Annotated in this window: 13 protein-coding genes; 4 read left to right on the forward strand and 9 right to left on the reverse strand. The window is 58.9% G+C overall.

What is annotated here, in order from left to right; all coding sequences use genetic code 11:
* Positions 1-21 precede the first annotated feature (21 nt).
* The 3 genes from EL18_RS06015 to EL18_RS06025 all read left to right on the forward strand — a co-directional run bounded on the left by EL18_RS06015 (position 22) and on the right by EL18_RS06025 (position 3,001).
* Positions 22-1,224 (forward strand): GNAT family N-acetyltransferase, encoded by a 1,203-nt coding sequence (locus EL18_RS06015; protein WP_036480815.1) that lies wholly within the window; start codon positions 22-24, stop codon positions 1,222-1,224.
* 68 nt (positions 1,225-1,292) lie between these two features.
* The gene (locus tag EL18_RS06020) at positions 1,293-1,721 is read left to right on the forward strand and encodes an HIT family protein (RefSeq protein ID WP_036480817.1); all 429 of its coding nucleotides are present in this window, start codon (positions 1,293-1,295) and stop codon (positions 1,719-1,721) included.
* The gene (locus EL18_RS06025) at positions 1,718-3,001 is read left to right on the forward strand and encodes an O-antigen ligase family protein (RefSeq protein ID WP_081871101.1); all 1,284 of its coding nucleotides are present in this window, start codon (positions 1,718-1,720) and stop codon (positions 2,999-3,001) included. The genes EL18_RS06020 and EL18_RS06025 overlap by 4 nt, the downstream gene beginning before the upstream one ends.
* Here EL18_RS06025 and EL18_RS06030 read toward each other — a convergent pair.
* The 4 genes from EL18_RS06030 to clpS all read right to left on the reverse strand — a co-directional run bounded on the left by EL18_RS06030 (position 2,996) and on the right by clpS (position 7,041).
* Positions 2,996-3,349: an AzlD domain-containing protein gene (locus EL18_RS06030; RefSeq protein WP_036480819.1), complete on the reverse strand. Its 354-nt coding sequence runs from the start codon at positions 3,347-3,349 to the stop codon at positions 2,996-2,998. The two genes, EL18_RS06025 and EL18_RS06030, sit on opposite strands and share 6 nt — an antisense overlap.
* Positions 3,346-4,095 (reverse strand): AzlC family ABC transporter permease, encoded by a 750-nt coding sequence (locus EL18_RS06035; protein ID WP_036484124.1) that lies wholly within the window; start codon positions 4,093-4,095, stop codon positions 3,346-3,348. The genes EL18_RS06030 and EL18_RS06035 overlap by 4 nt, the downstream gene beginning before the upstream one ends.
* Before the next feature lie 158 nt (positions 4,096-4,253).
* Positions 4,254-6,704, reverse strand: coding sequence for an ATP-dependent Clp protease ATP-binding subunit ClpA (gene clpA / locus EL18_RS06040; protein ID WP_036480821.1), 2,451 nt, complete (start codon positions 6,702-6,704; stop codon positions 4,254-4,256).
* Between the two features lie 7 nt (positions 6,705-6,711).
* A complete protein-coding gene (gene clpS, locus EL18_RS06045; RefSeq protein ID WP_036484126.1) occupies positions 6,712-7,041 on the reverse strand; it encodes an ATP-dependent Clp protease adapter ClpS in 330 nt (109 codons plus the stop codon).
* Between the two features lie 416 nt (positions 7,042-7,457).
* Here clpS and EL18_RS06050 point away from each other — a divergent pair, with 416 nt between their 5' ends.
* Positions 7,458-8,780 carry a D-alanyl-D-alanine carboxypeptidase gene (locus tag EL18_RS06050; RefSeq protein WP_081871102.1) on the forward strand — a complete coding sequence of 441 codons (1,323 nt, stop codon included), beginning with the start codon at positions 7,458-7,460 and terminating at the stop codon, positions 8,778-8,780.
* 45 nt (positions 8,781-8,825) lie between these two features.
* Here EL18_RS06050 and EL18_RS06055 read toward each other — a convergent pair whose 3' ends face one another.
* From EL18_RS06055 to EL18_RS06075, 5 genes are all read right to left on the reverse strand, one after another.
* Positions 8,826-9,464, reverse strand: coding sequence for a DnaJ domain-containing protein (locus EL18_RS06055; protein ID WP_244444524.1), 639 nt, complete (start codon positions 9,462-9,464; stop codon positions 8,826-8,828).
* Between the two features lie 50 nt (positions 9,465-9,514).
* Entirely contained in the window at positions 9,515-10,252 is a 738-nt protein-coding gene (locus EL18_RS06060) for a hypothetical protein (protein WP_036480825.1), read from the reverse strand.
* 48 nt (positions 10,253-10,300) lie between these two features.
* Entirely contained in the window at positions 10,301-10,732 is a 432-nt protein-coding gene (locus tag EL18_RS06065; protein ID WP_036480827.1) for a DUF1489 family protein, read from the reverse strand.
* 65 nt (positions 10,733-10,797) lie between these two features.
* Entirely contained in the window at positions 10,798-12,201 is a 1,404-nt protein-coding gene (locus EL18_RS06070) for an L-serine ammonia-lyase (protein WP_036480829.1), read from the reverse strand.
* A 592-nt stretch (positions 12,202-12,793) separates the two neighbouring features.
* Positions 12,794-13,588 (reverse strand): YdcF family protein, encoded by a 795-nt coding sequence (locus EL18_RS06075; protein ID WP_036480831.1) that lies wholly within the window; start codon positions 13,586-13,588, stop codon positions 12,794-12,796.
* Between the last annotated feature and the right edge of the window lie 7 nt (positions 13,589-13,595).

The raw sequence follows: 13,595 nt of genomic DNA on the forward strand, positions 1-13,595 counted from the left end.
AAGCTGGAGCCGTTTGAAGACATGAAAGATGTCGAATCGGATGCAACCGGCCAGCCGGTGCTGCGGGTCACCGAGGGGATCAAGGGTTTCGCTCCGGCTGACTGGGCGAAACTGTTCTCAACGGCGAAGGCAGGCACCGGGGGTCAATACAATCCATTTGTCAGCCATGCTTTCCTGAGTGCCCTCGAAGACAGTGGCTGTGTCGGTGAGACTTCCGGCTGGATTCCACGTTTTCTTCGGCTCGAGGATGGCGCAGGCGAGCTTCTCGGCGCGACGCCTTCCTACATCAAGTTTCACAGCCAGGGTGAATATGTGTTCGACCACGGTTGGGCGGATGCATTCGAGCGTGCCGGGGGTCAGTATTACCCAAAGCTGCAGGTGAGCATTCCCTTCACACCCGCAACCGGGCCACGTCTGCTGGTCAGGATTGGGGAGCGCGAGCAGGCTGCACGGGCGGCTCTTGCGGAAGGACTGAAGAGCTTCACCGACAGACTCGGCCTGTCCTCCACGCATGCAACCTTCATCACCGCCGAAGAAGCGAAGTTGCTGCAGGCGCATGGCTACCTGTTGCGCCACGATCAGCAGTTTCATTTCTTTTCCCAGGGCTTTCGCGACTATGCAGACTTCCTGGACAGTCTTGCTTCACGAAAGCGCAAGGCATTGAGGAAGGAGCGCCGACAGGCACTCGAGAATGGAATCACAATTCACTGGCTGACGGGATCCGATCTCACCGAGAAGGTATGGGACGACTTCTTTGCCTTCTACCTGGATACCGGAAGCCGGAAGTGGGGACGACCCTATCTCAACCGCGACTTCTTTTCACTGATCGGCCAGCGAATGGCGGACGACGTCCTGCTGGTCATGGCCAGACGCGGAGATCGCTACATTGCCGGCGCACTCAATTTCATCGGGACCGATGCCCTTTATGGTCGAAACTGGGGCTGCATCGAAGATCATCCCTTCCTGCATTTTGAGGTCTGCTACCATCAGGCGATCGACTTCGCGCTGGAGCGTGGCCTCAAACGGGTGGAGGCCGGCGCGCAGGGCCAGCACAAGCTGGCGCGCGGGTATGAGCCCGTCACGACATATTCGGCCCACCATATAGCGCATCCCGGTCTGCGGCAGGCAGTGGCGGGCTATCTGGAACATGAGCGCGATGAAGTGGAAGAGATCAGGGATCTGCTGAAGGCACATACCCCGTTCCGCCGCGGCGCGCGGGAATAGCGTCGCGGCCCCTTGACCGCGCGCGATCCGCGAACCAAACATTCCGCACCACGAAACTGGGGGTGATCATGTCTGCAAGCGCCTATGACGACAGCAATGTCTTCGCAAAGATCCTGCGCGGCGAAATGCCGGCACACAAGATCTATGAGGACGACGAAACCTTCGCCTTCATGGACATCATGCCCCGCGGCGATGGCCACTGCCTCGTCATTCCGAAGGCCCCTGCCCGCAACCTTCTTGACGCGTCGACGGACAGCCTTGCCGCAGTAATGCGCACCACGCAGAAAGTTGCACGCGCTGCCAAGGAGGCCTTCTCGGCCGACGGTCTCACGATCCAGCAGTTCAACGAACCCGCCGGCGGACAAGTCGTCTTTCACCTCCATGTCCACATCATTCCCCGTTTCGAAGGCGTACCGCTGAAGCCCCATACGGGCGAGATGGCAGACCAGGAACTGCTCGCCGAGCAGGCCGAAAAGATCAGGGCGTGTTTGGCATGAGTGAGCCAGTTGGCTGGCGTGAAAATATGGCCAGCGCATTCAGCTATCCCACCATAAACCGGTTCTTCACTTTCGCGCTGTGGTCTACTCCGCCCCTGCTAGGCTCGGTTGCCAGTTTCGTCTGGCACGGCGGCGCTTTGTGGTGCGTCAAGGAAATTGCTGCCGGGCGAAAATCGTTTGCGACAACACGCGCTTTCCGCATCACATCCATACTGCTTCTATTTTACGGCCTGATGCTGGTCGTTTCGTTTCTTGCAAATTCGCCAAGCTTGGAGACAGCCCCAAGGCTTCTTCCAGCAGCAACACCGTTGCTATTCCCCTTCTCATACAGCATTTGGGCAATTTGCGATCGCGATCGCATTGCGCATGCAATATCCATTGCTTCATGCATTGCATGTTTAGGTGCGTTTTCTCTCGCAATTGTCGAGTTTTTCGTATGGCAGACGCGGCCAGAAGGCGGTGCTGGCAATTCGTTGGTGTTTGCTGTTGTCACTGGTGCTGCCGCTTGTGCGTGCCTCGGCTCTCTCGTGACGTTGCATCGGCGTTACAACAGGGTCGTCAACGCGATCATTGCATTCGCGGCGACATGCGGATTTGGCGCGGTCGTCCTTTCTGAATCTCGCTCCCTCTGGGTGGCCTGTCTACTAGCCATCTTGGGGTTGGTCTTACCTTACGTTCGTTTGCTGCCTCGCATTCCGTTGAAGTTCACCATCGGCGCTATCGCACTCCTCGCCGCACTTGGTACCCTTTCGATAGAACCTGTATCGCAACGATTTGGGGCACTGGCTGAGAATTTTCACGCGCTTGAAGTGGACGAAAACTACGATACATCGCTAGGCTTGCGCGTGGCGCTCTTTGACATTGGGATGCAGAAAGTTGCGGGGGCCCCGCTCCTTGGAAGCGGCATCCAGAATACCCGCGACATCATAGCTGCGGAGATGTGGGCACAATACGAGCTCGATCGAGGATTCACACACTTTCACAACGGATTTCTTACGGCGGCCGTTGAAGCGGGTACATTCGGCGCTACCGCCTTGCTCCTGCTTCTTCTCTTCGTTGGAATTGCAGGAATGAAAACACTGTGGGTTCATGGTGAAGGTCCACGGGCTTTAGGCGGCGCGATCCTGGTCTCCATGTTCTGCATCTACGCCTTGGGCGGCTCGTTCAACATGATCCTTGGACAGGACCTCTATGACACGATGTTCATGATCATGCTGATTTCCGGGTGTATTCTTGCTTTTCCCGAACCCAAATCTGTCCCCGACGCATCAAAATCATGAGGTCACGGCCATCATTCCCGCAACCAGAACCGCTTCAGCCACCAAGATCCCCACGATCACGCGTTTGCCCGCGAGGATATAACTCAGGAATCCCGCCACACCGGCCCCTATGCGCAAGAACAGCGGTGTGTTGGCCAGTGCTCCTGTCGGGAAAACAACCAGATTGGCGATGACCGCTGCCACGAGCGCGGTGGCGATGCAGCGGACCATGACGAGCATCTGGGAATCTTCGGAAAGCTTTCCGCCCAGGAACACGCCAAGGTAGCGCCAGGCATCGGTGGCCAGCCAGCCGCCGATGAGGATGAAAAGGAAAGGCCACCACCAGGTCTCGTATGAGTGGAATGTCATGTGCTCCTGCCCTTCCTTCCCAAGAGAAGGTGGATGGCGAAAGCCGCAAGTCCCGCCACCAGGCCGGAAGCGAGCAGGTCAAACCCGGGAACCCAGATATGGAAGACCGGCCCCACCGCCAATCCGAGGATCATCGCATATTTCGAGGCCGCTTCACGTGCCGATCCCCACAGTGATGTCAGGAAATACATCGGCGTAAGGAAAAACAGTGCTGCGGAAACTGCAGGCGGCAGCCTGCCCGCAAGCACGAACACCACACCGACGACCACCATGTTCGTCAATACGAGACTTCCGCCCAGACCGCCGTAGAATGCGGTGCGTCGCTCGCGTGGCACATAGCGGAACTTTTCCATCGCCAGCACCCAGGAGGTGACGGCCACGAAATGCGACAAGAGATAAAGCACCCATTTTCGCGTTCGCGGCGCGCGCATCTCCGGAATGATCGCAACGACCATCGGCGCCAGGCGCACCGAGGAGAGCGCCACGGCGAAGGCGGCGGCGGGCAGGCTGTTGTTGGCGATCACCGCGCCGACCAAGACCACTTTTGCCGGAAGGGCCCAGACCACTCCGGTCATGAACACCGTCTGCGCAAGCGTGAGCCCGGCATCGCGCGCCAGGCCTGCGAAGCCTACGAATGCGCTTGCAAGGATCAAAGCGGGAATCGAAATGGCAGCGCGCGCGCCACGCATCATCCAGAAGGCAGCAGAACGGGATTGATCGAGATTTGCAGTGTTTGGCGAGTCCATTGCCACGGCAAATATCACGTCACGCGGGTGGATGCGACCTGCATATGTCACAGCGCGTTAGCTCAATCGGGCAAACCCCATGAGCCAATCCGCAAAGAAAATGGCGCAGGAGAAATATCCCGCGCCATTCTGGTTTCCATATCGCTCAACGCGCCGGTCTAGCCCTTTCGGGGAAGCTGCGGGACAAGGCTTCTTTTCGGCGGATCCTTCGGTGCAGGCTTGGCGGAAGCCTTGGAGGCCTTCGCTTTCTTGGCCTGCGGCTTGCGTTTCGGCTTGGCGGCACCGGTTTCCCGCTTCGGCTTGACCGGTGCATCGTCCGGGATCGTCTCCAGCTTCAAGGCAGGCAGGCCGGCGTCATCCTCTCCGAGCGCCACGCGCACCGTGCCGCCCTGCTTCAGCTTGCCGAATAGCACTTCTTCCGCCAGCGGCTTCTTGATGTGCTCCTGAATGACACGACCGAGCGGACGGGCGCCCATCTGCTCGTCATAGCCCTTGTCGGCAAGCCATTTGACGGCCTCGTCGGTAAGCTCGAAGGTCACGCGGCGCTCGGCCAGTTGCGCTTCAAGCTGCATGACGAATTTGTGCACGACCTGATGAACGACCGGGATCGGAAGCGCACCGAAGGGTATGACGGCATCCAGACGATTGCGGAACTCGGGCGTGAAGAGGCGGTTGATCGCCTCCATGTCGTCCCCTTCCCGCTTCGACGAACCGAAGCCGATTGCAGGCTTCGCCATGTCGGCAGCACCCGCATTGGTCGTCATGATCAGGATGACATTGCGGAAATCGATGCTCTTGCCGTTGTGATCCGTCAGCTTGCCGTGATCCATGACCTGCAACAGGATGTTGAACAGGTCCGGGTGCGCCTTCTCGATCTCGTCGAGCAGCAACACGCAATGAGGGTGCTGGTCCACGCCATCGGTCAGAAGTCCACCCTGGTCGAAACCGACATAGCCGGGAGGCGCGCCGATGAGCCGGCTGACCGTGTGGCGCTCCATATATTCCGACATGTCGAAACGCAGGAGTTCGACTCCGAGCGAGGCGGCAAGCTGTTTGGCAACTTCCGTCTTGCCGACGCCAGTGGGGCCGGAAAACAGATAGGAGCCAATCGGCTTGTCCGGCTCGCGCAGGCCAGCCCGCGCCAGCTTGATCGAGGAAGCGAGAGCAGAGATCGCATTGTCCTGTCCGTAGACGACGCGCTTGAGCTCTTCCTCAAGCCCGGCCAGAACCTTCTCGTCGTCCGCCGATACGGTTTTCGGCGGGATGCGAGCCATGGTGGCGATGGTGTTCTCGATCTCCTTCACGCTGATCGTCTTGCGACGCTTGGCTTCAGGCAGAAGCTTCTGCGAAGCACCGGTCTCGTCGATCACGTCGATTGCCTTGTCGGGCAATTTGCGGTCGCTGATATAGCGTGCAGAGAGCTCGACTGCGGCCTTCACTGCCTCATTGGTGTATTTCACCTTGTGGAAATCCTCGAAGTAAGGCTTCAGCCCCTTCATGATCTCCACCGCATCTTCAACCGTCGGCTCGTTCACGTCGATTTTCTGGAAGCGGCGCACCAGCGCACGGTCTTTCTCGAAGAACTGGCGGAACTCCTTGTAGGTCGTCGAGCCGATGCAGCGGATCGCACCGGAGGATAGTGCGGGCTTCAACAGGTTGGAGGCATCCATCGCGCCGCCGGATGTCGCGCCAGCGCCGATGACAGTATGGATCTCGTCGATGAAGAGTACCGCGCCCGGATAGTCTTCCAGTTCCTTGACAACCTGCTTCAACCGCTCCTCGAAATCGCCGCGATAGCGGGTTCCGGCCAAAAGCGTGCCCATGTCGAGCGCAAATATGGTGGCGTCGGCCAATACATCGGGGACGTCGCCTTCGACGATGCGTTTGGCAAGCCCTTCCGCGATCGCGGTCTTGCCCACGCCAGGATCACCCACATAAAGCGGATTGTTCTTGGAGCGGCGGCAAAGCACCTGGATCGTGCGGTTGATCTCGCTTTCGCGGCCGATCAGCGGGTCGATGCGGCCCGACCGCGCCTTGTCGTTCAGATTGACGCAATAGGCTGTCAGCGCATCCTGCTGCTTTTTCTTGCCCGTCTCTTCGCCTTCCGTGCCCGGAGCTCCTGTGCCTTCTTCCTCCGCACCGCGCGGTGCGCGGGTTTCGGCGCTGCCGGGCCGCTTGGCGATGCCGTGGCTAATGTAGTTGACCGCATCGTAGCGGGTCATCTGCTGTTCCTGCAGGAAGTAGGCTGCGTGGCTTTCGCGCTCAGCAAAAATTGCCACGAGCACATTGGCTCCCGAAACTTCCTCGCGCCCGGACGACTGGACATGAATGACCGCGCGCTGGATGACGCGCTGGAAGCCCGCGGTCGGCTTTGAGTCCTCATCATAGCCGGTAACGAGATTGTCGAGTTCGCTGTCTATGTATTCGAGAACGGTTCGGCGCAACTCATCAAGGTCCACGTTGCAGGCGCGCATGACGGCCGCCGCGTCAGCGTCCTCGATCAACGCCAGAAGCAGGTGCTCCAGCGTTGCATATTCGTGATGACGCTCATTGGCATAGGTCAATGCCTGATGAAGCGCTCGTTCTAGCCCTTGCGAGAATGCCGGCATTCTAACCTCATTTCTTCTCCATCACGCATTGCAGCGGATGCTGATGCTGACGGGCAAAATCCATGACCTGAGCCACTTTGGTTTCGGCCACTTCGAATGTGAAGACGCCGCACTCGCCTACACCGTGATTGTGGACATGCAGCATAATGCGCGTGGCTGCTTCCCGGTCCTTTTGGAAAAAACGCTCCAGAACATGAATGACGAACTCCATCGGCGTGTAGTCATCATTCAGCAGCAAAACTCTATATAGGCTCGGCTTTTTCGTTTTCGACCGAGTCCGGGTGATTACCGCCGTACCGCGGCCGGCTTTGTCGCCTTCGTCGTCGCTACCGCTCATCCGCACAGCGTCGCCTGGCATGTTCTTCTCGCCGATCGTAACTCTTCCCATAATTCCCGCCACTGCTGATACCGGCAGTGACATGTAAGTAGTCATCATCAGATTTTAAGGCCTTCCTGCGCGCTGACAATATGCATTCGCCTCACCTCCTGCTCAATTTTTTGAAGGAGGCCATCGCATATTGGCCAATTACATCCGTGGGAATTCACCTGCTCCGCCCACAAACCGCCCGAATATTCTGATGTGAGCCTGTTGCGTCAAATAATGATCCAAAGCGGACAAAATTTTTGGCGAATCCCGTTCTCCCTTTGAAGAATTAGATAACCATAAACGGATTGGTAAGAAGCCGTGCCCTACCGTCAGGAGAAATGGGTTCCGGCGTCAGAGAGGGAGGCGTCGGGATCGGGCCAATGTAAATGGGTGCGGTAGTGCGTCGAGCAATTGCAAATTTCACCGAGAAGGTGCGTTCTCTCACAAGGTCAGCCTTGATCGCGGCGATGGCAGGTACTTTGGTGGTCGCTGCGGCCGGTCAGGCCAGTGCCAATCCGAAATATGCCGGTCTTGTCATTGATGCGAAGACGGGTGAGACCCTCTATCAGGACAGCGCGGACGAGCTTCGTTACCCCGCGTCACTGACCAAGATGATGACGATCTACATGGCTTTCGAGGCCATGAAGTCCGGTCGCATCAACAAGAACAGCCGCGTTCCGGTATCGAAAAATGCTGCTGCAGAGCCGCAGACGAATATCGGCCTGCGCGCTGGTTCGGCCATAACCGTGGACCAGGCCATCAGGGCTCTCGTCACGCGCTCCGCAAATGACGCGGCGACGGCGCTTGGCGAGTTCCTTGGCGGTTCGGAAGACGGGTTTGCCCGTATGATGACGGCCAAGGCCCGTCAGCTCGGCATGAAGTCGACGACATTCAAGAATGCCCACGGATTGCCGAATTCCGGTCAGCGCACCACAGCGCGAGACATGGCGCGCCTGGGTATCGCGCTGCGCGAGCATTTCCCACAATATTACGATTACTTCTCCACGCGCAGCTTCACCTATAACGGTCGCCGCTACGGCAATCACAACAACCTTCTTGGCAGCGTTCGCGGTGTGGACGGCATCAAGACCGGTTATATCCGCGCTTCCGGGTTCAATCTCGTGTCTTCGGTCAATACGGATGGTCGCAGCATTGTCGCCGTCGTAATGGGTGGCCGCACCGCGCGGACCCGTGATGCTCACATGCGCGACCTTATTGCCCGCTATCTGCCAAAGGCATCGCGTGGTCGTGACCGTGACCTTATCGCCAAAGGTCCCGCAACACAGGTTGTGGCCTCAGCCATGCTGCCGGGTTCTGCTGTGCCTGTTCCTTCCGACCGTCCGGACGCGGTTCCAGTGATCGCCTATGCGCAGGAGCCGAAGCCGGTCGCTGCTTCAGCATTTGCTTCGGCTGTTGCCAACAAGGCAGAGATCGATCCGGTTTCCACGGCTTCGACCAAGGCCAGCGGATGGGTAATCCAGATTGCTTCCATGCCGACGCATGAAGGCGCCATGCGCCGGCTGGAGGAAACCAAGTCGGCCGCCTCTTCGATCCTGGCGCAAGCAAAGCCATTCACGGAAGTGTTCGAGATGAAGGGCAAGACCTATTATCGCGCGCGCTTCGCAGGCTTTGACGACAAGTCTGCGGCGTGGGGAGCCTGCGAGTCGCTCAAGCGGCAGAAGGTTGCCTGCTACGCGGTCCAGAACTGATCCATCAGTGTCAACGAGTGTTTTGTAAAGCGTAACGGAGTATCGTCAGTGTCTGCCCAGGAGAAAGTCTCGAGCTTCATTGATACGCGCGGCAAGAAAGGGCGAACCGCCCATGTCGGGATGAACGCGCTGCATCAGGCGGCGGTGGGCCTTTCTGATGTCCGCCGTGGAGGCTCCTGGTTCAAGACCAAGGATCTCGTAAGCCTCCTGCTCGGTCATGGGTCCCGCGCCATGCGCGCCTCCCTCCCCGTCGCGGTCGTCCGCGTGAAAGCGTTCGCGCCAGACGGGAAAACGGCCGTCAAGATAAGTCTCTAATAGCTGGAGGCTCTCCTGTTTATTCAGGAGGGCCTCTCTCAATTGCAGCAACTCATCCTCTGTCAGTTCCGACAGGTTTCTGCCTTCAAATTCTCCGGCCAGTACACTGCCTTCCAGATCGCCGGTGTCATGATCCAGCTCCATTTCCAGCCAGCTTGTACGCACGGAAGATTTCTGACCTTGTGAAGGCTTGGCGGCGGCCTGTCTTCTTTGGACGCCGTACCAGGCCAAGGCTCCTGACAAAGCCATTCCTCCCAGACCCGCCCGTCCGGTGAACAGCATCACCACCCCGACAATGCCCAGAAGAATCGGCCCGACAAGGCGGATGGCCCCGGAAATCCTGGCGGGACTTGCCTTCAGGAACAGCATGCCGAACAGCGCCGTGACGAGGAGTGCGCCGAAGAGGTAGAAGGGTACGATCATCCCGGCTTGCGCCCCAAATGTTCAAGCATGAGCCTGTCTTCAGGCTTGTTGCGAGCCTCCAGGGCCCGCAATCCTCCGCTGGCATAGACAGCCACCGAAGAGAGAAGCTTTGCAAGTTCGCCTGCAGCATTGCGATCGAAGCGGAACCAGGCCCCCTTGGAAAGGCGTGCGAATTCCTTGAATGCCGTGGTAACCGCACCATCGTGCCCTTCCTGGAAGATGAAGAGCGGAACGCCTTTCAGCCCCAACTCACCGGCCTTTTGTGCCAACAGGTCCACGTTTTCCTCCATCGCATCTCCGATGAAAACCACCGCGTTGACCTTTGCGCGCGCATGCTCGCGCAGCGCGTGGGCGAAGACCTTGCCGATCTGGGTCTGACCACCCCTGCAGTCGATCCGCGTCATCAGGTTCTTCAGCGTGTTGGTATCGGAGACGAATTTGGAGGATCGGCATTCACCGAAGCCGCGGTAATAGACAAGCTGCACGTTGAGGGCATCCTTCCTGCCCACTGCATCGAACATCTCGGCCTGTATCGAACAGGCCAGATCCCACGTCGCCTGACGGCTCATCGTCGCGTCCAGCGCAAGTATCAGGCGCCCGGCGCTCTTGCCCGCAGCTTTGGGAGCGAGCGCACGCGCCTGCCGCACGAAGGCTTCCACCGCCGAGGCACGTGTATCGCCGGCCGATGTCATCGGCTTGTTTTTCAGATCAGGCGGCAGCTTCTTGTCACGCATAAAGGAAACATGTGCCTCGCATGCGTGCAACGCAAGACCCTGCGGGTCTCAAAGCAGACCCAGATCGTGAAGCTCACGCTTCAAATCATCGGGAAGAGTGTCGTCCCCGCCTGCCTCGTCGGCATCCGGCGGTGCATCTTCGGGCTTGAGATAGCGCCAGCCCTGAAATGGTCTGCGCGGCTGCCACTCGGTGCGGATCAGCTTCGGCTCCAGCACCAGATGACAGCGGCCTATGCCTTCGGCATCTGTAAACGGCCTGACCTCAAGAAGGCGCTGTCGGGCGCGAACCATGCCCTTGATGACCCAGTAGAGGGAACCGCCGGAAAGCTCTTCCATGCGGCGTGGAACCATGCGTGTGGTATGGATTTGCTCTACAGGGTCGCCAAGCTGGCGCCGCAGCGCTAGGCGGTCTTCGATCCAGCCTTCGAGCTGTTCAGGGCTCTCGCAGCCCACGCAGAGTTTGATCAGATGCAATGCCATGGCTGCTTAGTCGCGCCTGAAATGCGCAAGGTCAATCACCTCGCGCATCACTTTCCACCAAGGCTTCAGCATTCCACGACATTCACGGCAAGACCGCCCTGGCTTGTTTCTTTGTAGCGTTCGCTCATATCGTGGCCCGTCTGCCGCATGGTTTCGATGGCCACGTCAAGGGATACGAAGTGCTTTCCGTCACCCTTGACCGCCAGCGAGGCCGCGGTGACCGCCTTTACCGCGCCAAGCGCATTGCGCTCGATGCAAGGCACCTGAACAAGGCCTGCGACCGGGTCGCAGGTCATGCCAAGATGGTGCTCCAGCGCGATCTCGGCGGCATTTTCGATCTGCTCGGGCGTACCGCCCATGACGGCGGCCAGTCCGGCTGCGGCCATGGCGGAGGCGGAGCCCACCTCCCCCTGACAGCCGACTTCGGCGCCGGAAATGGACGCGTTGGTCTTCACGATACCGCCGATCGCGGCTGCCGTGAGCAGAAAATCGCGGGTGCCTTCCACGTCGGCATCGACATGAAACTTCTTCCAGTAGCGCATCACGGCAGGCACGACACCGGCAGCGCCATTGGTCGGCGCGGTTACGACGCGTCCGCCCGACGCGTTCTCTTCATTGACGGCCATCGCGAAGACGGAAAGCCAGTCATTGGCCATCAGCGGATTCGGTTTGTTCTGCTGCCAATCTTCCTCCAGGCGCGCATGAAGCTGTTTTGCACGGCGCCGCACCTTGAGGCCACCCGGCATGATGCCCTCTTGGGAAAGCCCGCGTTCGATGCAGGACTCCATCGCGTCCCAAATGCGGTCGAGCCCCTCATCAAGTTCCGCTCTGCTTCTGAACACTTCCTCATTGGCCCGCTTCATCTCGGCGATGGTGAGCCCCGATTCCTCGGCCATGGCGAGCATCTGCTTCGCATTGGCGAAGGGATATGGCACTTCGGGCCCGGATGGCGGACGCTCGGCAGCCTGCTTCTGCCGCTGCAACTCCTCCTCGGTGACCACGAAACCTCCGCCGACGGAATAGTAGACGCGGCGCAGCAGAACGCGCTCGTCAGCATCGAGAGCCTGAAAGACCATGCCATTGGCGTGGCCGGGAAGCGGTTGCTTGCGGTCGAATACGACATCGTTTTCAGGATTGAAGTCATAGGCCGGATGACCGTCGGGGCGTAGCTTGTGCTCCTCATGGATCTGCGCCAGCAGCGTTTCGCTCTGGTCCGGATCCACGGTTTCCGGGCGCTCTCCGGCAAGTCCCAGAATGACGGCGCGATCAGTCGCGTGGCCGATCCCGGTAAAGGCCAGCGAACCATGCAGGCTGACCGAAAGTCTCGAAATTCGTGCGCCTTGAGGCCGCGGCCATTTGTCTTCGGCTATCTCGTCCAGAAATCGTGCGGCAGCCGTCATCGGCCCCATCGTGTGGGAGCTCGACGGTCCAATGCCGATCTTGAACAGATCGAATACGGATAAAAACAAGCTTTCTCCTCCAGCTCATCAGAGCGCGGTGCGGGTCTCTCCCCGCTACATGCCTCACATCTAACATGGTCGCGGCAAGCCTTGCATCCAATAGCGGCTGGTCCAGAACCGTGAGCGCTCAAAACGGCCATGCGGGGCCGGAAGGCCGAAATGCAACGAGGCGCGATCCGATCCGGAGCGCGCCTCGAAGAAACTCACATCTATTTGGTGCTGTTACCGCTGAGCGATCATCGCTGCAGATTCGCTACCAATGACAAGCCATGCAAGCAGAATTACGCCAGCAAGCCCAATCACTGCCTTGGCGGTTACGCCCCAGCAGGATTTCTGAACGGTTTCGTCCATCAATTTCCCGTGTGTTGTTGTCAATGCGAAGAGCACCATCCCCCGGCCCCATCGCGTATTGGCTCAGATACTCCTCCCTTGTGTGCGTTGCAACACCAAAAGCGGCGCAATGGAGGCATCAACCTCGGAAAATTAACAATTCACCATATCGCCATGAACAAAAACAATGACTTAAAGCGATTGTAATATTTATCAATTGTAAATGGATGAGGCGCAATTGGGGCCAATTGAGGCCAGTACGACAGCCGGCTTATGCATCCGGCAGGAGAGTCGGCGTGCGTCCGGTCAGTCGGTAGGTGGCGAGGCCTATCCATTCGCGCAGACCCGTGGTGGTGTTCGCCAGACTGTCGAGCACATTGTCGTGGCTCAGGCCGATGCCTTCCTCACCTGTGGTGCGGTAATCTGCAGGCCATGGGACCACGTGAAATCCTTGCGCGCGGAACAGGGCCACGGATCGCGGCATGTGGAATGCGGAGGTGACCAGGAGCCATTTCTGGTTCTGCTGGGGCTGCAGCAGTTCCCGTGTGTAGCGCGCATTTTCGAATGTATCGCGTGAGCGCCCTTCGAGAAGAATACGCTCTCTGGCTATGCCTAGGCCCGTCAGCAGACGTGGCGCGGTGTCGGCATCCCCCTCGCCCTGCAGGAAGACCGAACCCGATCCACCGGATACAATGATGGGCAAGTTTGGATAGCGGTGAGCGAGGACGGCTGCCTCAACGAAACGATCTGCCGAGGCGTTGAGCTCGTATCCGCCGCGGGCCAGGTTGATAGCGCCCTCGAACCCGCCTCCGAGAACGATGATGCCGGCGATATTATCCGGGATCTGCTCAGGACGTTCGAAACGCCCTTCCAGTGGCTGCAGGAGCAGCGCACCCAGCGTAGTCCAACCCGAAAGGAAAAGCACAAGAAAGGCGGTTAGCGCCGAAAGAGCGCCAAGCCTGCGCCAACGGAACAAGGTAAGCGCAGCGCCGGTCAAGGCCAGGAGCATGGAGAGGTTAAAGGGCTGCACCAAGCCCCAGAAGTTTGCTGAAGCTAGGTGAAACATTCAATTG

Origin of the sequence: Nitratireductor basaltis, assembly GCF_000733725.1 — a bacterium.
GTDB classification, from domain to species: domain Bacteria; phylum Pseudomonadota; class Alphaproteobacteria; order Rhizobiales; family Rhizobiaceae; genus Chelativorans; species Chelativorans basaltis.

Coding starts and splice junctions, on each gene's coding strand:
- EL18_RS06025 (WP_081871101.1), top strand. CDS start 1,718: ATGAGTGAGCCAGTTGGCTGGCGTGAAAATATGGCCAGCGCATTCAGC.
- EL18_RS06030 (WP_036480819.1), bottom strand. CDS start 3,349: ATGACATTCCACTCATACGAGACCTGGTGGTGGCCTTTCCTTTTCATC.
- EL18_RS06050 (WP_081871102.1), top strand. CDS start 7,458: ATGGGTGCGGTAGTGCGTCGAGCAATTGCAAATTTCACCGAGAAGGTG.
- EL18_RS06065 (WP_036480827.1), bottom strand. CDS start 10,732: ATGGCATTGCATCTGATCAAACTCTGCGTGGGCTGCGAGAGCCCTGAA.
- EL18_RS06055 (WP_244444524.1), bottom strand. CDS start 9,464: ATGCTGTTCCTGAAGGCAAGTCCCGCCAGGATTTCCGGGGCCATCCGC.
- EL18_RS06075 (WP_036480831.1), bottom strand. CDS start 13,588: ATGTTTCACCTAGCTTCAGCAAACTTCTGGGGCTTGGTGCAGCCCTTT.
- EL18_RS06035 (WP_036484124.1), bottom strand. CDS start 4,095: ATGGACTCGCCAAACACTGCAAATCTCGATCAATCCCGTTCTGCTGCC.
- EL18_RS06015 (WP_036480815.1), top strand. CDS start 22: ATGAAAGATGTCGAATCGGATGCAACCGGCCAGCCGGTGCTGCGGGTC.
- EL18_RS06020 (WP_036480817.1), top strand. CDS start 1,293: ATGTCTGCAAGCGCCTATGACGACAGCAATGTCTTCGCAAAGATCCTG.
- clpS (WP_036484126.1), bottom strand. CDS start 7,041: ATGAGCGGTAGCGACGACGAAGGCGACAAAGCCGGCCGCGGTACGGCG.
- EL18_RS06060 (WP_036480825.1), bottom strand. CDS start 10,252: ATGCGTGACAAGAAGCTGCCGCCTGATCTGAAAAACAAGCCGATGACA.
- clpA (WP_036480821.1), bottom strand. CDS start 6,704: ATGCCGGCATTCTCGCAAGGGCTAGAACGAGCGCTTCATCAGGCATTG.